General features: G+C 70.1%; 17 protein-coding genes. 12 read left to right on the forward strand and 5 right to left on the reverse strand.

Annotation, left to right across the window (positions count from 1 at the left end; genetic code table 11):
• Nucleotides 1-37 precede the first annotated feature (37 nt).
• The gene (gene clpX / locus ACIGQF_RS19380) at nt 38-1,327 is read left to right on the forward strand and encodes an ATP-dependent Clp protease ATP-binding subunit ClpX (RefSeq protein ID WP_052866896.1); all 1,290 of its coding nucleotides are present in this window, start codon (nt 38-40) and stop codon (nt 1,325-1,327) included.
• Between the two features lie 89 nt (nt 1,328-1,416).
• Here the strand turns inward: clpX and ACIGQF_RS19385 are convergent, their stop codons facing one another.
• Nucleotides 1,417-2,388 carry a hypothetical protein gene (locus ACIGQF_RS19385; RefSeq protein WP_399711529.1) on the reverse strand — a complete coding sequence of 324 codons (972 nt, stop codon included), beginning with the start codon at nt 2,386-2,388 and terminating at the stop codon, nt 1,417-1,419.
• A 140-nt stretch (nt 2,389-2,528) separates the two neighbouring features.
• Between ACIGQF_RS19385 and ACIGQF_RS19390 the strand changes: the two genes are divergently transcribed.
• On the forward strand, nt 2,529-5,162 hold the full coding sequence (locus ACIGQF_RS19390) for a valine--tRNA ligase (protein WP_399711531.1): 2,634 nt from the start codon (nt 2,529-2,531) through the stop codon (nt 5,160-5,162).
• Between the two features lie 146 nt (nt 5,163-5,308).
• Nucleotides 5,309-6,760, forward strand: coding sequence for a peptidoglycan D,D-transpeptidase FtsI family protein (locus ACIGQF_RS19395; protein ID WP_399711533.1), 1,452 nt, complete (start codon nt 5,309-5,311; stop codon nt 6,758-6,760).
• A 108-nt stretch (nt 6,761-6,868) separates the two neighbouring features.
• On the opposite strand, the gene ACIGQF_RS19400 is transcribed toward ACIGQF_RS19395, so the two are convergent.
• The 4 genes from ACIGQF_RS19400 to ACIGQF_RS19415 all read right to left on the reverse strand — a co-directional run bounded on the left by ACIGQF_RS19400 (nt 6,869) and on the right by ACIGQF_RS19415 (nt 11,378).
• Nucleotides 6,869-8,326, reverse strand: coding sequence for a sodium:solute symporter (locus tag ACIGQF_RS19400; protein WP_399711535.1), 1,458 nt, complete (start codon nt 8,324-8,326; stop codon nt 6,869-6,871).
• Nucleotides 8,323-8,565, reverse strand: coding sequence for a hypothetical protein (locus ACIGQF_RS19405; RefSeq protein ID WP_399711537.1), 243 nt, complete (start codon nt 8,563-8,565; stop codon nt 8,323-8,325). The genes ACIGQF_RS19400 and ACIGQF_RS19405 overlap by 4 nt, the downstream gene beginning before the upstream one ends.
• 176 nt (nt 8,566-8,741) lie before the next feature.
• Nucleotides 8,742-10,163, reverse strand: coding sequence for an amidase (locus tag ACIGQF_RS19410; RefSeq protein ID WP_399711539.1), 1,422 nt, complete (start codon nt 10,161-10,163; stop codon nt 8,742-8,744).
• A gap of 228 nt (nt 10,164-10,391) precedes the next feature.
• Nucleotides 10,392-11,378 (reverse strand): Lrp/AsnC family transcriptional regulator, encoded by a 987-nt coding sequence (locus ACIGQF_RS19415; protein ID WP_399711541.1) that lies wholly within the window; start codon nt 11,376-11,378, stop codon nt 10,392-10,394.
• Between the two features lie 373 nt (nt 11,379-11,751).
• On the opposite strand from ACIGQF_RS19415, the gene ACIGQF_RS19420 reads away from it, so the two are divergent.
• From ACIGQF_RS19420 to ACIGQF_RS19460, 9 genes are all read left to right on the forward strand, one after another.
• Nucleotides 11,752-13,284, forward strand: coding sequence for a folylpolyglutamate synthase/dihydrofolate synthase family protein (locus ACIGQF_RS19420; protein WP_361557654.1), 1,533 nt, complete (start codon nt 11,752-11,754; stop codon nt 13,282-13,284).
• Nucleotide 13,285: 1 nt separating this feature from the next.
• Complete coding sequence (locus ACIGQF_RS19425; protein WP_399711544.1) at nt 13,286-13,732, forward strand: DUF4233 domain-containing protein; 447 nt, start codon at nt 13,286-13,288, stop codon at nt 13,730-13,732.
• 217 nt (nt 13,733-13,949) lie between these two features.
• Nucleotides 13,950-14,363 carry a nucleoside-diphosphate kinase gene (gene ndk / locus ACIGQF_RS19430; protein ID WP_052866890.1) on the forward strand — a complete coding sequence of 138 codons (414 nt, stop codon included), beginning with the start codon at nt 13,950-13,952 and terminating at the stop codon, nt 14,361-14,363.
• Nucleotides 14,364-14,656: 293 nt separating this feature from the next.
• Nucleotides 14,657-15,676 carry a rod shape-determining protein gene (locus tag ACIGQF_RS19435; RefSeq protein ID WP_030249658.1) on the forward strand — a complete coding sequence of 340 codons (1,020 nt, stop codon included), beginning with the start codon at nt 14,657-14,659 and terminating at the stop codon, nt 15,674-15,676.
• A 268-nt stretch (nt 15,677-15,944) separates the two neighbouring features.
• A complete protein-coding gene (mreC, locus tag ACIGQF_RS19440) occupies nt 15,945-16,883 on the forward strand; it encodes a rod shape-determining protein MreC (protein WP_399711547.1) in 939 nt (312 codons plus the stop codon).
• Between the two features lie 5 nt (nt 16,884-16,888).
• Nucleotides 16,889-17,590 carry a rod shape-determining protein MreD gene (mreD, locus tag ACIGQF_RS19445; RefSeq protein WP_399711549.1) on the forward strand — a complete coding sequence of 234 codons (702 nt, stop codon included), beginning with the start codon at nt 16,889-16,891 and terminating at the stop codon, nt 17,588-17,590.
• Between the two features lie 39 nt (nt 17,591-17,629).
• Nucleotides 17,630-19,768 carry a penicillin-binding protein 2 gene (gene mrdA / locus ACIGQF_RS19450; RefSeq protein ID WP_399711551.1) on the forward strand — a complete coding sequence of 713 codons (2,139 nt, stop codon included), beginning with the start codon at nt 17,630-17,632 and terminating at the stop codon, nt 19,766-19,768.
• Nucleotides 19,765-20,961 (forward strand): rod shape-determining protein RodA, encoded by a 1,197-nt coding sequence (gene rodA / locus ACIGQF_RS19455; protein WP_399711553.1) that lies wholly within the window; start codon nt 19,765-19,767, stop codon nt 20,959-20,961. Before mrdA ends, rodA begins: the two co-directional genes overlap by 4 nt.
• A 242-nt stretch (nt 20,962-21,203) precedes the next feature.
• Nucleotides 21,204-24,587, forward strand: a complete 3,384-nt coding sequence (locus tag ACIGQF_RS19460; RefSeq protein WP_399711555.1) for a pyruvate carboxylase — start codon at nt 21,204-21,206, stop codon at nt 24,585-24,587.
• Nucleotides 24,588-24,658: the final 71 nt, after the last annotated feature.

The following is a 24,658-nucleotide window of genomic DNA, read 5'->3' on the forward strand; positions in this document are numbered from 1 at the left end:
GGAGCAATGCGGATCCCAGGCGAAGGGGAAGCACCTCGTGGCACGCATCGGTGACGGCGGCGACCTGCTCAAGTGCTCGTTCTGCGGGAAGAGCCAGAAGCAGGTGAAGAAGCTCATCGCGGGTCCTGGTGTGTATATCTGCGACGAGTGCATCGACCTCTGCAACGAAATCATCGAGGAGGAGCTCGCCGAGACCTCCGAGGTGCGCTGGGAGGAGTTGCCCAAGCCCCGGGAGATCTACGAGTTCCTGGAGGGCTACGTCGTAGGCCAGGAGGCCGCGAAGAAGGCACTCTCGGTAGCCGTCTACAACCACTACAAACGGGTCCAGGCCGGCGAGAACGGCGGCGCGCGCGGCAACGACGAGGGCATCGAGCTGTCCAAGTCCAACATCCTGCTGCTCGGCCCGACCGGCTCCGGCAAGACGCTGCTCGCGCAGACGCTCGCCCGGATGCTCAACGTCCCGTTCGCCATCGCCGACGCGACGGCGCTGACGGAGGCCGGGTACGTCGGCGAGGACGTGGAGAACATCCTCCTCAAGCTCATCCAGGCCGCCGACTACGACGTCAAGAAGGCCGAGACGGGCATCATCTACATCGACGAGATCGACAAGGTCGCCCGCAAGAGCGAGAACCCCTCGATCACGCGTGATGTCTCCGGCGAGGGCGTCCAGCAGGCGCTGCTGAAGATCCTGGAGGGCACCACCGCCTCGGTTCCGCCGCAGGGCGGCCGCAAGCACCCGCACCAGGAATTCATCCAGATCGACACGACGAACGTGCTGTTCATCGTGGGCGGCGCGTTCGCGGGCCTGGAGAAGATCATCGAGTCCCGGGCCGGCGCCAAGGGCATCGGTTTCGGCGCGACGATCCGCTCCAAGCGCGAGATCGAGTCCAAGGACCAGTTCCAGGAGGTCATGCCGGAGGACCTGGTGAAGTTCGGGATGATCCCCGAGTTCATCGGCCGCCTCCCCGTGATCACCTCGGTCCACAACCTCGACCGCGAGGCGCTCCTCCAGATCCTGATGGAGCCCAAGAACGCGCTCGTGAAGCAGTACCAGCGCCTCTTCGAACTGGACGGGGTCGAGCTGGACTTCGACCGTCCGGCGCTGGAGGCCATCGCCGATCAGGCGATCCTGCGCGGCACGGGCGCCCGTGGCCTGCGCGCCATCATGGAGGAGGTCCTCCAGTCGGTGATGTACGAGGTGCCGTCCCGCAAGGACGTGGCCCGCGTCGTCATCACCGAGGACGTTGTTCAGTCGAACGTGAATCCCACGCTCGTCCCGCGCAACCGCGGCGGCGAGTCGGGCGAGCACCACGAGAAGAGTGCGTAGTCCGCACGCTTACAGCGACGAAGGGGGCTCCCGGCAGATGCCGGGAGCCCCCTTTTCGTGTCACCGCTCCGGGGGTGTGACCCGCGAGGTCACTTCTTGACGCGGACGTCCTTGCGGACCTTGCCGAGCAGATCGGCGGCGGAGTCCAGCTCACGCGCCGTGTTCTTCTCGCCCGGCATGACGACGGCGAAGGTGCTGTAGTCCGCCCAGGCGCAGATCGGCAGCTCGGAGACCTCGCCCGGCTTCGGGTCCTTGGCCTTCGCCATCTGGCACTTCACCAGCGCGCCCTCGCCGCCCTCGGGGGTGAACTCCTCGGGCGTGCCGACCAGATCGGCGTCACTGCCGTTCTTCACGGTCTGCTTCTGCATGTACAGGAAGAAGGCGTCCAGCGCCGTACCGGGGTCGGTCATCGTCCCGTACGAGCCCTGCAGCACCAGGCCGTTCTTCGGGTTCGCGCCGGGGGAGTAGACGCCCTGCACCGATGTCGGGTCCTTCATCGGCAGGTTCTTGGACATGCCGTCCTTGCCGGCGGAGGTCCGGCCCGAGCCCGGCACCAGCGAGTAACCGGCCGCCCGGCTTGGCGTCGAGAGCTTGTGCGGACCGTCGTCCTCCAGGCCGCCGCCCCCGCCGAAGACCGCGACGGCACCGCCCGCGATCGCGCCCACGACCACGACCGCACCGATGATCAGCGCGATCTTCTTGCCGTTGCCGCCACCGCCGCTCTCCGGCTGGGGCGGCACCTGGCCGTACTGCGGCTGCTGCTGGCCGTACGGGGCCTGCTGCGGGAACTGGCCGGGCTGCTGCCCGTACGGCGTCTGCGGCTGACCGTAGGGCGTCTGCGGCTGTCCGTACGGCTGCTGCGGCTGTCCGTACGGCTGCTGCGGAGGCTGGCCGTACGGCGCTTGGGGCTGACCGCCGTATCCCTGCTGCGGGGGCACCGGGCCGCCCTGCTGCGGGTAGCCGTAGCCCGGCTGCGGGCCCTGCGGCTGCTGCGGCTGCCCGTACGGGCCCGGCTGCGGGGGCTGCCCGTACGGGCCGGGTGGCGGCTGGTTGTAACTCATGGAGCGGTTTCCCCTCGTGACAACAGAACAACGGAGAGCTTTATGCGTTGCTCACATCCTGTACGACTCCGGACACCACCGGTGCCCCGGGGGCCAAACCGATTCGAGACTGCTACATCCGCGCCCGTACACTGAGCGACGTGACCGAGACGACTCACCAGAGCCCCCATGCCGGGCCGAACAGCACCCCCACCGAACTGCCGACCCAGTACGCGCCGGCCGACGTAGAGGGGCCGCTGTACGAGCGCTGGGTAGAGCGCGGTTACTTCGAGGCCGACGCCAAGAGCGAGAAGCCTCCGTACACGATCGTGATCCCCCCGCCGAACGTCACGGGCTCCCTCCACCTCGGCCACGCCTTCGAGCACACGCTGATCGACGCCCTCACCCGCCGCAAGCGGATGCAGGGGTACGAGACGCTGTGGCAGCCGGGCATGGACCACGCCGGCATCGCCACCCAGAACGTCGTCGAGCGCGAGCTCGCCAAGGAGGGCAAGTCCCGCCACGACCTGGGCCGCGAGGCGTTCGTCGAGCGGGTCTGGCAGTGGAAGGCCGAGTCCGGCGGGCAGATCGCCGGGCAGATGAGCCGCCTCGGTGAGGGCCTGGCCTGGTCCCGCGACCGCTTCACCATGGACGAGGGCCTGTCCAAGGCCGTCCAGAACGTCTTCAAGAAGATGTACGACGACGGCCTGATCTACCGCGCCGAGCGCATCATCAACTGGTGCCCGCGCTGTCTGACGGCCATCTCCGACATCGAGGTCGACTACCAGGACGACGACGGCGAGCTCGTCTCCATGAAGTACGGCGAGGGCGACGAGACGATCGTCGTCGCCACCACCCGTGCCGAGACGATGCTCGGCGACACCGCCGTCGCGGTCCACCCCGAGGACGAGCGGTACGCGCACCTCATCGGCAAGCGGATCAAGCTGCCGCTGACCGACCGCACCATCCCGGTCGTCGCCGACGCGCACGTCGACCCCGAGTTCGGCACCGGCGCCGTCAAGGTGACGCCCGCCCACGACCCGAACGACTTCGCCATCGGGCAGCGCCACGACCTGGAGACCATCCAGGTCCTGGACGAGCGCGGCGTCATCACCACCCCCGGCCCCTTCCAGGGCCTGGACCGCTTCGAGGCCCGTGCCGCGATCGTCGCCGCCCTGCGCGCCGACGGCCGGATCGTCGCCGAGAAGCGCCCGTACGTGCACTCCGTCGGCCACTGCTCGCGCTGCAAGACCACGCTGGAGCCGCGGCTGTCGATGCAGTGGTGGGTCAAGGTCGAGACGCTCGCCAAGGCCGCCGGTGACGCCGTCCGCGACGGCCGCGTCACCATCCACCCGGCCGACATGACCCAGCGCTACTTCGACTGGGTCGACAACCTCAACGACTGGTGCATCTCCCGCCAGCTGTGGTGGGGGCACCGCATCCCCGTCTGGCACGGCCCCGACGGCCAGATGGTCTGCGTCGGCCCGGACGACGAGGCGCCCACCGGTGAGGGCTGGCACCAGGACACCGACGTCCTCGACACCTGGTTCTCCTCGGGCCTGTGGCCGTTCTCCACGCTCGGCTGGCCGGAGCGGACCGAGTCGCTGGAGAAGTTCTATCCGAACTCCGTCCTGGTCACCGGCTACGACCTGATGTTCTTCTGGGTCGCCCGGATGATGATGTTCGGCCTGTACGCCATGGACGACGTCCCCTTCCGCACGATCGCGTTCCACGGCATGGTCCGGGACGAGAACGGCAAGAAGATGTCGAAGTCCTTCGGCAACGTCGTCAACCCGCTCGACTGGATGGACAAGTACGGCTCCGACGCCCTGCGCTTCACCCTGGCGCGCGGCGCGAACCCGGGCGTCGACGTGCCGATCGGCGAGGACTGGGTCCAGGCGTCCCGCAACTTCGCCAACAAGATCTGGAACGCCACCCGCTTCGCGCTGATGAACGGCGCCACGGTCGAGGGCCCGCTGCCGGACGCCGCCGCGATGTCCGCCACCGACCGCTGGATCCTCTCCCGCCTGAACTCGGTGGTCGCCGAGGTCGACGCGTACTACGAGGACTACCAGTTCGCCAAGCTCTCCGACGCCCTCTACCACTTCGCGTGGGACGAGGTCTTCGACTGGTACGTCGAACTGTCCAAGACCACCTTCATGGCGGGCGGCGAGGGCGCCAAGGTCTCGGCCCGTGTCCTCGGCGAGGTCCTGGACGTCACCCTGCGCCTCCTCCACCCGGTCGTGCCCTTCGTCACCGAAACGCTCTGGACCACGCTCACCGGCAAGGAGTCCGTCGTCATCGCCGACTGGCCCTCGGACAGCGGCTTCCGCGACCCGAGCGCCGAAAAGGAGATCGAGACGGTCCAGCAGGTCGTCACCGAGGTCCGCCGCTTCCGCTCCGACCAGGGCCTCCAGCCCGGCCAGCGGGTCCCGGCCCGGCTGGACCTGGCCGGCACGGAGCTCGCGGCGCACGAGGCCGCGATGCGCTCCCTGCTCCGCCTCCAGCCCGCCGGCGAGGACTTCGCCGCCACCGCGTCGCTGCCGGTGGCCGGGGCGACCGTCGCGCTGGACCTCTCCGGCACGATCGACGTCGAGGCCGAGCGCAAGCGCCTGGCCAAGGACCTCGCCGCGGCCGAGAAGGAGAAGGCACAGGCGACCGCCAAGCTCGGCAACGAAGCGTTCCTCGCCAAGGCCCCCGAGAAGGTCGTGGACAAGATCCGCACCCGGCTGGAGACCGCCGAGGCGGACATCGTCCGCATCACCGCCCAGCTGGAGCGCCTGCCGAAGGCGTAACCGCACCGTTCGAACCGAGGCCCCCGGCCCCTTCGCAGGGACGGGGGCCTCGCGTCGCCGACCGGTGGCACACAGTGTGCCGATTGTCGATATATGCGTACTGTTTTCTCATCCGCCTCTCATCGAGCGGAGTGACGCTGGGGGCCATGAACAAACCCCTGCGACGCGTCTCCGTCTTCTGCATCGCCCTGGTCCTCGCCCTGATGGGCTGGGTCACCTGGATCCAGGGCGCCAAGGCGGACTCCCTCGCGGACGACGAGCACAATCCGCGGGTCGCCATCCAGAAGTACTCCCGCCCGCTGGGCAACATCCTCGTCGACGGCCGCCCGGTCACCGGCTCCGCACGGACCGACGGCCCCCTCGCCTACAAGCGGACCTACACCGACGGCCCGCTGTACGCGCCCCTCACCGGCTACTCGTCCCAGATCTACGGCTCCACCCAGCTGGAAGCCCTCTACGGCGACGTACTGGACGGCTCCGACACCCGGCTCCAGTCCCCGGAGAACCTCGCCTCCCGCGAACGCGCCAAGGGCGGCGACGTGGCCACCACCCTCGACACCAAGATCCAGAAGGCCGGTTACAAGGCGCTCGGCAACAAGACCGGTGCCGCCGTCGCCCTCGACCCGGCCACCGGCCGCATCCTCGGCATGGTCTCCACCCCCTCCTACGACCCCGGCAGGTTCGCCGGCCAGTCCGGCACCGATCAGAAGGCATGGGCCGCCCTCACCGGCGACAAGTCCCAGCCGCACCTCAACCGCGCGCTCCGTCAGACCTATCCGCCCGGCTCCACCTTCAAGCTCGTCGTCGCCGCGGCCGCACTGGAGAACGGCCTCTACTCCTCCGTCGACGAACGCACCGACAGCCCCAACCCCTACCGGCTCCCCAACACCCGCACCGACCTCACCAACGAGAACCCCGCCGCGCCCTGCAAGGACGCCACGATCCGCACCGCGCTCCAGTACTCCTGCAACAACGTCTTCGGCAAACTGGCCGCCGACCTCGGCGAGAAGAAGGTCAAGGAACAGGCCGAGAAGTTCGGCTTCAACGACGCCAAGATCGACGTACCCGTCCGCGCGGGCAAGAGCATCTACCCCTCCGGCATGGACTCCGCGCAGACCGCCCTCTCCGGCATCGGCCAGTTCGACGACCAGGCCACCCCGCTGCAGATGGCCATGGTCGTCTCCGCCATCGCCAACGACGGCGACCTGAAGACCCCGCACGAGGTCGACAAGATCACCGACGGCGGCGGCAACACCGTCCAGGAGTACGGCCCGAAGACGTACCGGACCGCGATGTCCCAGGAGAACGCCGAACAACTGCAGTCCGCCATGCAGACCGTCGTCGAGAAGGGCACCGGCTCCGGCGCCAAGATCGGCGGACTCACCGTCGGCGGCAAGACCGGCACCGCCCAGCACGGCGTCGACAACAGCGGCACACCGTACGCCTGGTTCGTCTCCTACGCCGAGGACTCCCAGGGCCACCAGGTCGCCGTCGCCTCCGTCGTCGAGGACAGCGACGCCGCCCGCAACGAAATCTCCGGCGGCGGCCTGGCAGGCCCGGTCGCCAAGGCGATGATGGAGGCGGCGCTCAAGAAGTGAGGGGCCGTCGGGCCGTGGAGTGCCACGCGCCCGGCGGGGGCGGATCGGGGGCTCCGGACGAGGCCCGCGGTCGGGGAGGCCTGTACGTCACCTCCCCCGGCGGGCCGCTCAGGACGTGAGACCGCTCGCCGGGGCCCGTTCCGCATCCGCGCGGCCCGCCGGCGTCGCCGCACGGCCACCGCTCAGCAGCTGCGCCCCCACCGTCACCACCAGGTTCGGCACCAGCGACAACAGCCCCGCATCCACCGTCCCGATGTCCACACCCCCGAACGTCAGCCAGGCCAGCGTCCCCACCCCGGCGAGAATGCCGAGCAGCGCCGGCACCGCCCGCAGCCGCACCCGCCGCGCCAACGCCGCCACCGTCGCCGGGGCCAGCTGCGCCAGCCCGCCGTACGTGAGCAACAGCAGGTTGGCCAGCAGCGCCGGCCGGGTCAGCCCGAGCACCAGCGCAAGCCCCGAAGCGAGCACCACACAGCCGTGGTTGATCCGCATCGTGGCCCGCTCGCCGCGCGCCGGCAGCAGGTTGCGCGAGATCAGCGTCGAGATGCCCAGCAGCAGCGCGGCGGACGGCACCATGGCCGTCGCCGCGGCGGCCACCGCCACCACACCGACCAGCCACCCAGGAAGCGCGTCCCCGGCCACGGTGAGCAGCGCGGCCTTGCTGTCCGTACCGGGCGCGAGCGTCATCGCCCCGGCGAAGCCGATCACCACCGGTACGGCGATGGCGACCTGGTACAGCGGCAGCCAGATGTAGTTCCGGCGCAGCGCACGCGAACTGCTCGCGGAGAGGATCGCGGACCACAGGTGCGGCATGGTGTTCAGCCCCGCGCCGATCGAGCTGATCAGCATGGCGGTGGTGAACCACGTCGCGTCGGTGCCACCGCCTTGCAGCGTGAGCAGCTCCGGACGGCTCTCCCGTACGGCGCTGAACAGGCCACCGAGCCCGCCGTCGAGCGCCAACGGCACGGCGATCACCAGGATCAGCAGCGCGACGACCATCAGGACGTCCTTGAAGTACGCGGTACGGGCGATCCCGCGAATCCCGGACCACAGGACGAAACCGACGGTGAGCACCGTCGCCAGGATCATCGAGCCGGTGGCCCCCGTCTCGCTGCCCGTGGCCAGCTGCACGATCAGGCCCAGCCCGGTGATCTGCAGCTGGAGGTACGGCAGCAGGAAGACCGCGCCCACCACCGCGACGACCTTCCCCAGCAGCGGACTGCGGAACCGGTCGGCGAAGAAGTCCGCCTGCGTGAGGTACCCGTTCTCCTTGCCCAGCCGCCACAGCCGGGGCCCCGTCAGGTACTGCCCGATCAGACACAGCGACAGATAGCCCAGCGCGTACGTCGCCGCCACCCCGTCACTGAAAGCGAGACCCGCCAGCCCCAGGAAGCTGAACGTCGTGAACGACTCGCCGGCCTGCAGGAACCACATCGTCACGGTCCCGAAACGCCGCCCGCCCACGGCCCATTCGCCGAGATCATGGCCCGTATTGCGACGCCCGGACAGACCGACGGCGGCAATCGCGAGGATGCCGGCGAGGGTGACCACCAAGGTGGTGCTCATACCGCGGCCTCCTCTTGGGCGTCCCGGGCATCCAGGGCATCCAGGGCGTCCTCGGGGTGCGGAGCACGCGCCTCGTACCACGCGAGCGCGACGGTCGTACCCACCGTCCACACCACGCTCCACACCAGAACGGCGGGCAGACCCAGCCACAACCGGGTCGTATTGACGAAGGGCAGGAAGGGCGTGGCGAAGAACCCTGCCGTGGGCACGGCAAGGCACGCCAGATGACGCTGGCTCATGACGAAGTCCCGTCGAAGGAGGGGAGGGGAGCAGAACAGCGGTGCGGGGGGGGGGAGGAGGAGGCGGGGTGAGGAGGCGGGCGCTAGGGGCCGGGGGGCCGGGGGGCCTGGGAGGTTCAGCCGCGGGGGGGGGGGCGACGTACGGGGAGCGGGGCCGTTTCGGTACCGGCAGCGGCTCAGCCGCGGGGGAGTACGGGGCGGCGCAGGCCGTGGCCGGTCGCGGCCTCGTACGCGGCTCCGGCCCGCAGAACGGTCAACTCCGCCCGCGGCGCGGCGACGACCTGCAGGCCGACCGGCAGACCGCCGGGCGTGAACCCGGCCGGCACGGACAGCGCGGGCGCGCCGAGAACCGTGACGAAGTACGCCGACCGCATCCAGTCCAGATAGGTCCGCTGCGGCTGCCCGGCGATCGAGGCGGGGTACTCCAGGTCGATGTCGAACGGCACGACCTGACTGACCGGCGCGAGCAGCACGTCGTACCGCGAGAAGAAGTCCACTGCGGCGAGGTGAATACGAGCGTGCGCGACGGTGGCCCGCGCGAGATCGGCACCGGTGAGCCGCCGCCCCTCCTCGATGTTCCACACCAGGCTGGGCTTGAGCGCGCCGGGATGCGCGTCGAGCAGCTCGCCTAGCCCCAGCGCGAACTCCTGCGCCCGCAGCGTACGGAAGACCTCCTCGGCCCCGTCCAGGTCCGGGCAGTCCTCGGTGACTCGGCAACCCAGCTCCTCGAAGACCTGGACCTGCGGCTCCAGCACCGCCGTGACCTCCGGATCGACCGGCACCCGGCCGCCCAGATCGGGGGTCCACGCGACCCGCAGCCCGCTCAGGTCCCGCTCCAGCGGCGCACGGAAGGCGGCGCCCGGCGTCTCCAGCGTGAGCGGACAGCGCGGATCGGGGCCCGCCATGACCGACAGCAGCAGCGCCACGTCGGCGACGGTACGACCCAACGGCCCGGCCACGGCCATGGTGTCCCACGGGTTGCCCCTGGGCAGCGCCGGTACCCGGCCCGGCGTCGGCCGCAGCCCGACCACGTTGCAGAAGGAAGCGGGGTTGCGCAGCGAGCCGCCCATGTCGGAGCCGTCGGCGAGGGAGTGCAGCCCGGCGGCGAGGGCGGCCGCGGCGCCGCCGCTGCTGCCCCCGGCCGTGCGCGTCGGGTCGTACGGATTCCGGGTGGCGCCGAAGACCGGGTTGAAGGTGTGCGAACCGGCCGCGAACTCCGGCACGTTGGTCTTGCCGATCCGGATCGCACCGGCCGCCTGTATCCGCTCCACGAGGAGTTCGTCCTCGTCGGGCACATGATCGGCGAAGAGCGGCGACCCGTGCGTCGTCCGCATGCCGCGCGTCAGATGCGTGTCCTTGAAGGCGATGGGCAGCCCGTGCAGGGGCCCCGGCTCATCGCCCCGGGCGAGCCGGTCGTCGGCGTCACGGGCGGCGGCCAGCGCACCGTCGGTGTCAACCGTGACGACGGCGTTGACCTGCGGGCCGACGCGCTCGATCCGTTCCAGATGGGCCTGCACGACCTCCCGGGCCGACAATTCGCGCTTACGGATCCGGGCAGCGAGTTCGGTGGCCGGGGCATACGTGATCTCGTCCGTCATGACCGTCCTGGAGCAGCGGCGTGGATGGTGGCTCATCCTGAAGTCCCCTACCGGAAACGGTCAAGACTCCTGCCGCAATGAACTTTTCAGACGCTCACCTCGACTCGCTGACGTTTACAGTCGCTGTCGCGGCTACCAGATCAAGGAGCCAAGCCGCACGAGCCAAGCGTTACGCGCCCACCTCGTCCACTTCATCCATCTCATCCGCCTCATCCATCTCGTCCGCGACTACGCGGACAGCGACCGCATCAAGGGCGTAGGCGTGGCGCTCCGCTTCATGGCCGCCACCACCAGGTGCGAGCTGACAGCCTCGACGTGGCGTACCCACGGCCCCTCGGTGAGGAAGGCGTGCAGCGCCGACATCGACGGCTGGGTGACATCGACCAGCAGCTGGTGCTCGCCCATCACCACCGCCGCGTACCGCACCAGCGGCGACTCCGTCAGCAGCCGGCCCACGGCCTCCACCGCGTCGGGCCGGGTCCGGATCCACAGCAGCGCCTCGACCGGCAGCCCCAGCAGGGCCGGCTCCACGGCGGCCCGGATCGACACCGCGCCCGAGCGGGTCAGCGCCTCCACCCGGCGCCGCGCGGTCGCCTCGGAAACCCCCGCGAGCGCCGCCAGCTCCTCGTGCGTACGCCGCCCGTCCTCGGCCAGCGCCTCCACGATGCGCCGCTCCTCGGGGCTCAGCTCCTCGGCGGGCGCCCCCGCCTCCTCGGGGCGGGCCGGGAAGCGGGACAGCGCCGCCACCTCGGCCTCGTCCAGGATGCCGGGGTGCCAGTCGTGGACCGTACGGAAGTACCGCAGTACGGGGGAGACGTGCTGGGCGAGCAGGCCCGGTACGGGCGGGGCCTCGTCCAGCATCAGCGCGGCGAGCCGGCCCGGCGGGCACTGCACCTCCGCCACGCAGTCCGGCGGCCCGGACAGTACGTAGCTGAAGATCGTGTCGGCCCGGCCCGCCATGGCCAGCGCCGCGTCCCGGGCCGTACCCGGCGGGCAGCCGAGGCGGACGATGGCGGTCTCGCCGCGTGCGACCAGGCCGGTGACCGTCACCTGCCCGCTGTCCAGCAGGTGCAGGCCGCGGCGCGCGACGGTGCGCTCGGGCTCGCCCAGCGCGGCGGCGATGCGGCGCCAGGAGGCCCGGCCGTCGATCTGCAGCGCGGCGATGATCCGGCGGTCCAGGGCATCGGGCCCTTGGCCCGTGTCGGCAGCGGTCACGCGTTCACAGTAGCGAGGGCGGTGGTGGGGGTGATGGGGGCGCCCGGGCCGATGATGTGGTGGTGGGGGTGATGGGGACGTCGGGGGCGATGGGTGACGCCCGGGCCGATGATGCAGTGCCCCAGCCGGCGGTGCCGATGATGCAGTGCCCCAGCCGGCGATGCGGTGCCCGGGTTGACGATGCGGTGCCCGAGTCGGCGGTGCAGTCGAGTGCGGGGCGGTGGTCGGTGTGCGGGGTGGCTGGGGAGTGGGCCGCGCGGGGTCCTCTTTTTACGGCAACGATTACTGAGGGTCAGATCGTGCCCCGAGTCAATTACGTATTGTGATTGTACGCCCTGTGAGGTAAATGCGGCCGCTCTCCTAGACTGGGGGCGTGAGCGAGCGCCCCCAGAACGACGACCCCGACCCGATCCCGGACCCGGACGAGGTCTCCGACGCCTTCGAGGAGATGGTCGGAGCCGAGACCGACCGGGACCCCGACCTCGCGGTGATCGAGGCCGGCAGCCGCACGCTGCGGGCCCAGGCCGGACCGCCGACGAGCGACATCCCCGCGCGCCCTGAGGACCCCGAGGTGGACCGCGCGCTGCGCGCCGTGGAGACCGAGCTGGCGTCCCGGTGGGGCGAGACCAAGCTCGACCCGTCGGTGCAGCGCATCGCGGCCCTGATGGACATCCTCGGGGAGCCGCAGCGTTCGTACCGTTCCATTCACATCACCGGGACGAACGGCAAGACCAGTACGGCGCGCATGATCGAGGCGCTGCTGGCCGCCTTCGACCTGCGTACCGGGCGCTACACCAGCCCGCACGTGCAGTCGATCACCGAGCGGATCAGCCTGGACGGCGCCCCGATCTCCGCCGAGAAGTTCATCGAGACGTACGAGGACATCAAGCCGTACGTGGAGATGGTGGACCAGCGCGAGGAATACCGGCTGTCCTTCTTCGAGGTGATGACCGGCATGGCGTACGCCGCGTTCGCGGACGCGCCGGTGGACATCGCGGTCGTCGAGGTCGGGATGGGGGGGAAGTGGGATGCCACGAATGTGATCGATGGTGATGTGGCCGTCGTGACGCCGATCTCGCTGGACCACACCGACCGGCTCGGCGATACGCCGGAGGCCATCGCGGGCGAGAAGTCCGGGATCATCAAGAAGGACGCCACGGTCGTGCTCGCGCAGCAGCCGGTGGAGGCGGCGTCGGTGATGCTCAAGCACGCCGTCGAGGTGGACGCCACGGTGGCCCGCGAGGGCATGGAGTTCGGCGTGCTGCACCGCGAGGTCGCGGTCGGCGGGCAGATGCTGACGCTGCGCGGTCTGGGCGGCGAGTACACCGACATCTTCCTGCCGCTGTACGGCGCCCACCAGGCGCACAACGCGGCCGTCGCGCTCGCCGCGGTGGAGGCGTTCTTCGGGGTCGGTACGCAGCACTCCCGCACGCTGGACATCGACACCATCCGTACCGCGTTCGCCTCGGTGTCCTCGCCGGGCCGCATGGAGGTCGTGCGCCGGAGCCCCACGGTGGTGCTGGACGCGGCGCACAACCCCGCGGGCGCCCGCGTGACCGCCGAAGCGGTGACCGAGGCGTTCGGTTTCAGTCGTCTTGTGGGCGTGGTCGGCGCGAGTGCGGACAAGGACGTACGCGGGCTGCTGGAGGCGTTCGAGCCGGTCTTCGCGGAGATCGTGGTGACGCGGAACAGCACGCCCCGTTCGATGGACCCGGACGAACTGGCAGGCATCGCGGTCGAGGTCTTCGGCGCCGAGCGGGTCCAGGTCGAGCCGCGGCTCGACGACGCCCTGGAGGCGGCCATCACGCTGGCCGAGGAAGAGGGCGAGTACAGCGGCGCCGGCGTGCTGGTCACCGGCTCCGTGATCACGGTCGGCGAGGCCCGGCTGCTCCTGGGGAGGAACTGACATGCGCACCCTGTGTGCGAGCACCCTGATCGGTGAGTTCTTCGTGATCGGCTTCGCGGCGCTGGTCGCGATGCAGACCTCGGATCTGTCCGCGGCCACGGTCTGGACGGTCAGTGGCATCGCGATGCTGGTGTCGCTGCTGCTGTGCGGCATGATCTCCCGCCCGGGTGGGGTGGCGCTGGGCTGGGTGCTGCAGATCGCGCTGATCGCCAGCGGTGTGGTCGTGCCGACGATGTACTTCCTCGGCGCGGTCTTCGCCGCCCTGTGGTGGGCTTCGGTCCACTTCGGCCGCAAGATCGACGAGGCGAAGGCCCACTGGGCTGCCCAGGCAGCCACCACGGATCAGGCAGCCACCACGGATCAGGCGGCCACCACGGGCCGGGCGGACACCGCGGGCCGGGCGGACACCGCGGCCCGGGCGTCCGGCGCTGAGCCGGACCCCGCCTGAGCCCACTGCTCAGGACTTGAGCCCATCGCTCAGAGCCCGAGACCGTACGAGCGCTCAGAGCCCGGGACCGTACGCTGCCTCCCCGCAGGGCCCCGGCCCCGGGCCCGCCCCGCACCGTCCGTATCCGCCCCCAGGGCCCGCCCCCCGGCCCCGCCCGGTGGCCCATGTAGCCTCCTCGGCACACCCGTAACTCTCTGTACTGCAAGGAGCCCCACCGATGAGCCAGCGCACCCTCGTCCTTCTCAAGCCGGACGCCGTCCGGCGTGGCCTGGTCGGCGAGATCCTGGGCCGCATCGAGCGGAAGGCGGGCTGGACGATCGGCGCGCTGGAGCTGCGCACCCTCGACCGCGCGGTGCTGGAGCAGCACTACGCCGAGCACGTCGGCCGGGATTTCTACGAGCCGCTGGTGGCCTTCATGTCCTCCGGTCCGGTCGTTTCTCTGGTCGTGGAAGGCGAGCGGGTGATTGAGGGCGTACGCCAGTTGGCTGGTCCTACCGACCCGATCAAGGCGCCGAGCGGGTCCATTCGGGGCGACTTCGGGACAATCACCCGGGAAAATCTCATTCACGCGTCCGATTCCGAGGAGTCCGCGGAGCGTGAGATCAAGATTTTCTTCCCCGGCCTGTCCTGACGGTGCGTCAGGGGGAAACCCGCTGCCACCTGGGGCGACCGAAGAAATTCGGTCGCCCTTCGGCATATGTACAGCCAACGGGGGAACGCATCACCCCGACACGACGTCACCATTAAGGGGGGCGGGTACGTGTTCCGCTGACAATGGCGGAGGAACCCCGCACCGCGTTCGAGCGGACGGGCCTTCCCGGACTACCATGAAGGCTTCCGCGCGTCAGCGCATCACCTCCTGCCGACCTCCAGTAAGCATTCGCTCCAGTTGGGAAGGCCAGACGTATCCTCATGGGGAACAACATGTCGTTCATCGGCCGTGACATGGCTGTCGACCTCGGCACCGCCAACACGCTGGTGTACGTCAGGGGTCGAGGGATCGTTCTCAACGAACCGTCGGTCGTGGCCATCAACACCAACACCGGCGGGATCCTCGCCGTGGGCGCCGAGGCCAAGAAGATGATCGGCCGCACCCCTGGCAACATCGTGGCCGTCCGCCCGCTCAAGGACGGCGTGATCGCCGACTTCGAGATCACCGAGCGGATGCTCCGCTACTTCATTCTCAAGATCCACAAGCGCCGGTACCTCGCCCGGCCGCGGGTCGTCGTCTGTGTGCCGTCCGGCATCACAGGTGTCGAGCGCCGTGCCGTCATCGAGGCGTCCACCCAGGCCGGCGCCCGACAGGTGCACATCATCGAGGAGCCCATGGCCGCGGCCATCGGTTCCGGGCTGCCGGTCCATGAGGCCACCGGCAACATGGTGGTGGACATCGGCGGCGGTACGACCGAGGTCGCCGTGATCTCGCTCGGCGGAATCGTCACGGCGCAGTCGATCCGGGTGGCCGGCGACGAGCTGGACAACGCGATCATCCAGCACATCAAGAAGGAGTACAGCCTCCTCCTCGGTGAGCGGACGGCCGAGTCCATCAAGATCACGATTGGTTCGGCGTACGACCTCGACCAGGACGAGCACACCGAGATCCGCGGCCGTGACCTGGTCTCGGGCCTGCCCAAGACCGTGGTGATCTCCGCGGCCGAGGTCCGCAAGGCCATCGAGGAGCCGGTCAACTCCATCGTCGATGCGGTGAAGACGACCCTGGACAAGTGCCCGCCGGAGCTGTCCGGCGATGTCATGGACCGCGGGATCGTGCTCACCGGCGGCGGCGCCCTGCTCCGCGGCCTGGACGAGCGGCTCCGCCGCGAGACCGGTATGCCGATCCACATCGCCGAGGACCCGCTGGACTCCGTGGCGCTCGGTTCCGGCAAGTGCGTGGAGGAGTTCGAGGCACTGCAGCAGGTGCTCGACTCGCAGCCGCGCAGATGACCACGATCGGCGATCTGCCGTACGGCCACCCGCAAGTCCCGTACGGCGGATCGCTGATATACAGACAGCACACACTCGCGTAACACCCCCCACCTCCCCCGCTCCCGCCTCCCGCTTTTCGCAGTACCGGTAGTACAGGCACCTTCGGTACCGCCCTCTCGCGGCGGTCCCGCGCACAACCGCAATACAGGCACAACCCAGATCCCCAGCGAGACCGGCGCGGGCCCGCAGCCGGCCGGTCCTACGAGGAAGGACACGGCCGCCGCACGTGAGGGACACACGAGAGAGCCGGCTCCTGCTGGTGCTGCTGGTCGCGATCGCGTTCGCACTGATCACGGTGGACATCCGCGGCGGCGAGCAGTCCCCGCTGCAGGGTGCCCGGCAGGTCGCGGCCTCCGCCTTCGGGCCGGTCGAGACCGGTGTCGCCTCGGTCGTGGACCCGGTCGGCAACGCCGTCGACGCGGTACGCGACTCGGACGGCAGGCACAGCCGCATCGCCGAACTGGAACGCCAGAACGCCGCCCTGAAGTCCAAACTGGGCTCCTCCGACCGCAACCGGGTGCGCGCCGCCGAGCTGGACAAGATGCTCAAGACCGCCGGCGCCGGCCAGTACGCCATCAAGGGTGCCCAGGTCATCGCCATAGGAGCCACGCAGGGCTTCTCCTGGACCGTCACCATCGACGCGGGCTCCAAGGACGGCATCGCCCGTGACATGACCGTGCTGAACGGTGACGGGCTGGTCGGCCGGGTCACCACCGTCGGCAAGGACACCGCCACCATCCTGCTGGCCATCGACCCGGACTTCACCGTCGGTACCCGCATGGAGAAGACCAACGAGATCGGGTTCGCCAACGGCCAGGGCGGCGGGCCGCTGCGCGTCCAGCTCCTCAACGGCAAGGCGAACGTGAAGAAGGGCGACCGGATGGTCACCTTCGGCTCCAGCGAGGGCAAGCCCTTCGTGCCCGGCGTGCCGGTCGGCACCATCACCCACGTCGGCAGCGCCAACGGCGACCTCACCCGCACGGTCCAGGTCAAGCCGTTCGCCGGCTTCTCCCGCCTGGACGTGGTCGGCGTCGTGGTCCAGCCGCCGCGCGACAACCCCCGGGACACGGTCCTGCCGCCCAAGCCCGCCAAGCCCAAGCCCACCCCGACGGTCACCGTGACCGCCAAGCCCAAGCCTTCCTCGAGCGGCGCCCCCAGGAGCTGAGCCCGATGCGTATCAACCGGATCCTCCTCTCCACCGTCCTCGTGGCCGTGGCCCTCGTCGTCCAGGTGGGTGTGCTCGCCCGGCTCCACCTGCCCGGAGCCGTGCCGGACCTGCTCCTGCTCGTCGTCCTCGGCCTGGCCATGGTCTACGGCCATGTCGCCGGGGCGTTCATCGGCTTCGGCGCCGGGCTCCTCGCCGACCTGGCGCCGCCCTCGGACCACGCCATCGGCCGGTACGCCCTCGTCCTGTGCGTCATCGGTTACGTCGCCGGGCTGACCAAGCCCGACAAGAGCCAGCACCGCTCGGCTTCGATGCCGCTCATCGTGGTGGTGTGCGCGGCCATCGGCTCCACGCTGCTGTACGCCGGTGTCGGCTCGCTGGCCGGGGACAACGCGGGCGACACGGTCGGCATCCCGATGCTGCTGCTCACCGCCACCGTCTACGACCTGGTGCTCGCGCCCTTCTGCGTCCCGCTGGTGATGGCGCTGGCCCGCCGCTCGGAGAAACCGCTGGCGGGCGAGAGTTCGGGCGGCACCCAGTCCGGGCCGATGGCGGGCGAGGCCGCGTACGGCTGGCTGTCCACCGGCAGCGGGCTGCGCATGAGCCGGTCCGGGCGGGGCGGCCGGACGCCGCGCATCGGCAGCCAGCGCGGCGGTCTGCTCGGCGGCCGGAAGCCGGCACGCATCAAGGGGGTCAAGCGCCTGTGAGCCACACACTGTGCCGGGCACGGACGGAGGGGGCGCGCCGTGAGCAACATTCCTGAGACGGGCAGGACCTCCCGCGTCACCGTCCGCCTGGTCGCCATTCAGATCCTGGTGTTCTCGCTGCTGCTCACGCTCGGCGGGCGGCTCTGGTACCTCCAGATCCGCAACGGCGACGAGTACGCCGCCGAGGCCAGCGGCAACCACGTCCAGCAGGTCGTCGACCCCGCCGTGCGCGGCTCGATCCTCGACGCCCGCGGCGTGCCGCTCGCCGACAACGAGACCCGCCTGGTCGTCTCCGCCAGCCGTACCGCGCTGATGAAGATGGACGACGAGGGCAAGGCCGTGCTGACGCGTCTGGCGCACGTGCTGGGCATGTCGTACACGGACGTGAAGAACAAGGTCCGGCTGTGCGACGCCAAGACGCCGCAGCCGTGCTGGAACGGCTCGCCGTTCCAGCCCATCCCGATCACGGACGAGGCCACCACGCAGCAGGCCCTGAAGATCCGCGAGAGCAGCGAGGACTTCCCCGGCATCTCGGCCGAGCCGACCGCGGTGCGCCGCTACCCGGCTCCGGCCAAGGGGAAGACCTCCCAGGTGCTGGGTTACCTCTCGCCGGTCACCGACGAGGAGATCCAGAAGGCCGAGCACACGAACTCGCCGTTCCTGCGCTCGGACATGGTCGGCCGCTCGGGCCTGGAGCGTACGTACGACAGTGCGCTGCGCGGCAAGGCCGGTGTCACCCGCTACCAGGTCGACAACCTCGGCCGTGTCATGGGCAAGGCCAAGAGCGATCCGGCGCGGCCCGGGGACAACGTCGTCACCTCGATAGACGCCCGGGTGCAGGCCGTCGCGGAGAAGGAGCTCCACCAGGCGATGGTGGAGGCCCGCAAGCAGCACGACCGGAACACCGGTACGAACTACAAGGCGGACGCCGGTGCCGTGGTCGTCATGGAGAACAAGACCGGCCGGGTCGTCTCGATGGCCTCGCAGCCGGACTACGACCCGAACTCCTGGGTCGGCGGCATCTCCGCGAAGGACTACGCGAAGCTGACCGGGAAGAAGTCCAACTATCCGCTGCTGAACCGCGCGATCCAGGGCCAGGCGGCGCCCGGCTCGATCTTCAAGGTCATCTCGTCCTCGGCAGCGGTCAACGCCGGCTACCCGTTCAACGGCCGGTACAACTGCGCCAGCTCGTACAACGTGGGCGGGCAGGTCTTCAAGAACTTCGAGTCGGAGAGCCACGGCTCGATCACCCTGGGCCGGGCGCTGGAGGTCTCCTGCGACACGGTCTTCTACGACCTGGCGTACAAGCAGTGGGTCAAGGACGGCGGCAACAAGCCCAAGAAGGCCACCGCCGACTGGTTCTACAAGACCGCGCACCAGTTCGGTCTCGGCAAGGAGACCGGCATCGACCTGCCCAACGAGGTCAAGGGCCGGGTGCCGGACCGCCAGTGGAAGAAGGACTTCTGGAAGGCCAACAAGGACCAGTGGTGCAAGAACGGCAAGAAGGGCGGCAGCTACACCGAGCGCATCGCCTATGAGAGCTGTCTCGAAGGCATGAAGATGCGCGCCGGTGACTCGGTCAACTACTCCATCGGCCAGGGCGACACCCTGGTGACGCCGATCCAGATGGCGACGATCTACGCGGCCATCGCCAACGGCGGCACGCTGTACGATCCGACGATCGGCAAGGCGATCATCAGCGCCGACGGCAAGAAGGTCCGGGACATCGAGCCGAAGGCGCACGGGAAGCTGCCGGACACGCCGAAGACGCTGAAGCAGATCGACAAGGCGCTGGCCGGTGTGGCCACCCGCGGTACCGCCGCCTGGCGGTTCCAGAACTGGCCGCAGAAGCAGATCCCGATGCACGCCAAGACCGGTACCGCCGAGGTCTACGGCAAGCAGACGACGTCGTGGTTCGCCACGTACACCAAGGACTTCACGATCGTCATGACGATCTCCCAGGGTGGTACCGGCTCCGGCGCCTCGGGTCCGGCCGTGCGCAAGATCTACGACGCGCTGTACGGCGTGGACGCCAAGGGCGACATCCACAAGGACAAGGCGCTGCTGTCCGGGCCGCAGGCGGACCTGCCGCGGATCGACCGGGACGGCAACATCGAGTCCGGGAAGCTGACCAAGCCGATCGTCAACGAGAAGAAGCCGGAAGAGGCGGTCCAGTGACCAGCAGCAGCTACGCCATCCGGCGCTACGCCCCTGACCGCGGTGTCTGGAGCAAGCTCACCGCCCGGGACTCCGTGATCTGGCGGCTGGACTGGATACTGCTCTTCTCCTGCCTGGCCCTCTCGCTCATCGGCGCGGTGCTGGTCTTCTCGGCCACCCGCAACCGCATCGAGCTGAACCACGGCGACCAGTACTCGTACGTCCTGAAGCACCTGCTCAACACCGGTATCGGCGTGGCGCTCGCGGCGGGCACGGTGTGGCTCGGCCACCGCACCCTGCGGGGCGCCGTGCCGATCCTGTACGGCCTCTCGCTGCTGCTGTCGGCGCTGGTGCTGACCCCGCTCGGCGCGACCATCAACGGTTCGCGGTCCTGGCTGGCCGTACCCGGCGGGCTCTCCCTGCAGCCCGCCGAGTTCGCGAAGATCACCATCACGCTGGGCATGGCGATGGTCCTCGCGGCCAAGGTCGACGCGGGCGACCGGGAACATCCGGGGCACCGCACCGTGCTGCAGGCGCTCGGCATCGCCCTGCTGCCGATCGTGGTCATCATGCTGATGCCCGACCTCGGCTCGGTCATGGTGCTCGGCACGATCGTGCTCGCCGTGCTGCTCGCCTCCGGCTCGTCCAACCGCTGGGTCATCGGGCTGGTCACGCTGGGCGTCGTGGGCTGTCTGGCCGTCTGGCAGCTGCACCTGCTGGACGACTACCAGATCGCCCGGTTCGCGGCCTTCGCCAACCCGAGCCTGGACCCGGCCGGCGTCGGCTACAACACCAACCAGGCACGTATCGCCATCGGCTCCGGCGGCCTCTTCGGCGCGGGGCTGTTCCAGGGCTCCCAGACCACCGGCCAGTTCGTGCCCGAGCAGCAGACGGACTTCATCTTCACGGTCGCCGGTGAGGAGCTGGGCTTCCTCGGCGCCGGGCTGATCATCTTCCTGCTGGGTGTGGTGCTCTGGCGCGCCTGCCGGATCGCGCGGGAGTCCTCCGAGCTGTACTCCACGATCGTCGCCGCCGGCGTCATCGCCTGGTTCGCCTTCCAGGCCTTCGAGAACATCGGGATGACGCTGGGGATCATGCCGGTCACCGGTCTGCCGCTGCCTTTCGTGTCCTACGGCGGTACGTCGATGTTCGCGGTGTGGATCGCCATAGGGCTACTGCAGTCGATCAAGGTGCAGCGGCCCGTCTCCGCCTGACTTTCCGTCAGCACGGCCCGTGGTCCGGTTCCCCTCACGGGGGCCGGACCACAGACGTTCCGGAGCGTCTACCCAGTTCCCGCCGACACGGACTGTGACAGGTCTTACGTGGCGGTGACGCCGTCCGGGCGGCATGCTGTCGCGGAACAGCTTCAGCGAGACGACAGTCCGCATCCCGAGACAGAGTTCCGTATCCGCACGCAGGCGCCCGCATGCCGCCCCGTCAGGAGAAGTCAGCTCCCATGTTCTCGAAGGTCCTGGTCGCCAACCGTGGCGAAATCGCTATCCGCGCCTTCCGCGCCGCCTATGAGCTGGGCGCGCAGACCGTCGCGGTCTTTCCCTACGAGGATCGCAACTCCGGCCACCGTCTCAAGGCGGACGAGGCCTACCAGATCGGCGAGGCCGGTCATCCGGTGCGCGCCTACCTCTCGGTCGACGAGATCGTCCGCGCCGCGCGGCAGGCCGGTGCCGACGCCGTCTACCCCGGCTACGGGTTCCTCTCCGAGAACCCCGACCTGGCCGCCGCCTGCGCGGAGCAGGGCATCACCTTCGTCGGCCCCTCCACCGAGGTACTGGAGCTGACCGGCAACAAGGCGCGCGCCATCGCCGCCGCCAAGGCCGCCGGACTGCCCGTCCTCGCCTCCTCCGCACCGTCCTCGGACGTCGAGGAGCTGATGGCGGCCGCCGAGACCATGGAGTTCCCGGTCTTCGTGAAGGCCGTGGCCGGCGGCGGCGGGCGCGGCATGCGCCGGGTCGCCGAGCGCGGCCAGCTGCGCGAGGCCGTCGAGGCGGCGGCGCGCGAGGCCGAGTCGGCCTTCGGCGACCCGACCGTCTTCCTGGAGCAGGCCGTCGTCGACCCGCGCCACATCGAGGTGCAGATCCTCGCCGACACCCACGGCAACGTGATCCATCTGTACGAGCGGGACTGCAGCGTGCAGCGCCGCCACCAGAAGGTCATCGAGCTGGCCCCGGCCCCGAACCTCGACCCCGAGCTGCGCGAACGCATCTGCGCCGACGCGGTCGCCTTCGCGAAGCAGATCGGCTACACCTGCGCCGGTACGGTCGAATTCCTCGTCGACGCGCGCGGCAACCACGTCTTCATCGAGATGAACCCCCGCATCCAGGTCGAGCACACCGTCACCGAAGAAGTGACGGACGTCGACCTCGTGCAGTCGCAGATGCGCATCGCCGCCGGTGAATCGCTGGCCGACCTCGGGCTGAGCCAGGACAAGATCGTGCTGCGCGGCTCGGCGCTGCAGTGCCGCATCACCACCGAGGACCCCGCCAACGGCTTCCGCCCCGACACCGGCCGGATCACCGCCTACCGCTCCCCGGGCGGCGCCGGCGTACGCTTGGACGGCGGCACCAACCTGGGAGCCGAGGTCGGCGCCCACTTCGACTCGATGCTGGTCAAGCTGTCCTGCCGGGGCCGGGACTTCGCGACCGCGGTGGGCCGGGCACGGCGCGCCGTCACTGAGTTCCGCATCCGCGGCGTCGCCACCAACATCCCGTTCCTCCAGGCGGTGCTGGACACCCCGGCCTTCCGCGAGGGCAAGGTCACCACCTCCTTCATCGAGCAGCACCCCGAACTGCTCACCCAGCGCGGCTCCGCCGACCGCGGCACCCGCATCCTCGAATACCTCGCCGACGTCACGGTCAACAAGCCGCACGGCGAACGCCCCCTGAACATCGCACCGCACGAGAAGCTGCCCGCGATCGACACCTCGGGGCCGATCCCCGACGGCTCCCGGCAGCGGCTCCTGCAGCTCGGCCCCGAGGGCTTCGCCGCCGACCTGCGCGCCCGGCCCGCGCTCGGCGTCACCGACACCACCTTCCGCGACGCCCACCAGTCCCTGCTGGCCACCCGGGTCCGTACGAAGGACCTGCTGGAGGTCGCCGGACACGTCGCCCGCACCACCCCCGAACTGCTGTCCCTCGAAGCGTGGGGCGGCGCGACGTACGACGTGGCGCTGCGCTTCCTGTACGAGGACCCGTGGGAGCGGCTGGCGGCGCTGCGCGAGGCCGTCCCCAACATCTGCCTGCAGATGCTGCTGCGCGGCCGCAACACCGTCGGCTACACGCCCTACCCCGAGCAGGTCACCCGCTCCTTCGTGCAGGAGGCCGCGGACACCGGCATCGACATCTTCCGCATCTTCGACGCGCTCAACAACGTCGACCAGATGCGCCCGGCCGTCGACGCGGTACGCGAGACCGGCACGGCCGTCGCCGAGGTCGCCCTGAGCTACACCGGCGACCTCGCCGACCCCGGTGAGAAGCTCTACACGCTCGACTACTACCTCCGCCTCGCCGAGCAGATCGTCGACGCCGGCGCGCACGTCCTCGCCATCAAGGACATGGCCGGCCTGCTCCGCGCGCCCGCCGCGAAGAAGCTGGTCACCGCCCTCCGCGAGAACTTCGGCCTGCCCGTCCACATCCACACCCACGACACCCCGGGCGGCCAGCTCGCCACCTACCTCGCGGGCTGGGAGGCGGGCGCGGACGCGGTCGACGGCGCCTCCGCCGCACTGGCCGGAACGACCAGCCAGCCGGCCCTCTCCGCGATCGTGGCCGCCGCCGCGCACACCGACCGGGACACCGGCATCGACCTCGGCGCGGTCTGCGCCCTGGAGCCGTACTGGGAGGCGGTACGCAAGGTCTACGCGCCCTTCGAGGCGGGCCTGCCCGCGCCCACCGGACGCGTGTACGAGCACGAGATCCCCGGCGGGCAGCTCTCCAACCTCCGCCAGCAGGCCATCGCGCTCGGCCTCGGCGACCGCTTCGAGGAGATCGAGAAGGCGTACGCGGGCGCCGACCGGCTCCTCGGCCGCCTGGTCAAGGTCACCCCCAGCTCCAAGGTCGTCGGCGACCTCGCACTGTCACTGGTGGGCGCGGGGGTCTCGACGGACGAGTTCGCCACCGACCCCGCCCGCTTCGACATCCCCGGCTCCGTCATCGGCTTCCTCCGCGGCGAGCTGGGCGAACCGGCCGGCGGCTGGCCCGAGCCGCTCCGCAGCCGCGCCCTCGAAGGCCGCGCCGAGGCCCCCGGCATCACCGAGCTGTCCGCCACCGAGAGCAAGCGGCTCTCCGGCACCTCCGCCGAACGCCAGGAAGTCCTCAACGAGCTGCTCTTCCCCGGCCCGACGAAGGACTTCACCGCCCACCGCGACCGCTACGGCGACACCTCCCCGCTCTCCAGCGACCTGTTCTTCTACGGGCTGCACCACGGCGAGGAGAACGTCGTACGGCTCGCCCCCGGCGTCCAGCTGCTCATCGGCCTGGAGGCCATCTCCGAGGCCGACGAGCGCGGCATGCGCACCGTGATGTGCATCCTCAACGGCCAACTGCGGCCCATCCAGGTCCGCGACCGCGCCGTGGCCAGCGAGGTGCCCGCCGCCGAGAAGGCCGACCGCAACAACCCCGGCCACCTGCCCGCCCCGTTCGCCGGGGTCGTCACCCTCGCCGTCGAGGAGGGCCAGCAGGTCGAGGCGGGCGCCACCGTCGGCAGCATCGAGGCGATGAAGATGGAGGCCGCGATCACCGCGCCCACCGGCGGCACGGTCAGCCGCATCGCCATCTCCCCGATCGCCCAGGTCGAGGGCGGCGACCTGCTCATCGTCGTGGAGTAGCCACGGCACGCCGCCACCACGGCACCGCCTTGCGGGCCCGGGCCCCGGTCCGGGCCCGCAAGGCTGCGCGG

The organism is Streptomyces sp. NPDC053560 (assembly GCF_044544605.1).
Classification (GTDB): Bacteria; Actinomycetota; Actinomycetes; order Streptomycetales; family Streptomycetaceae; genus Streptomyces.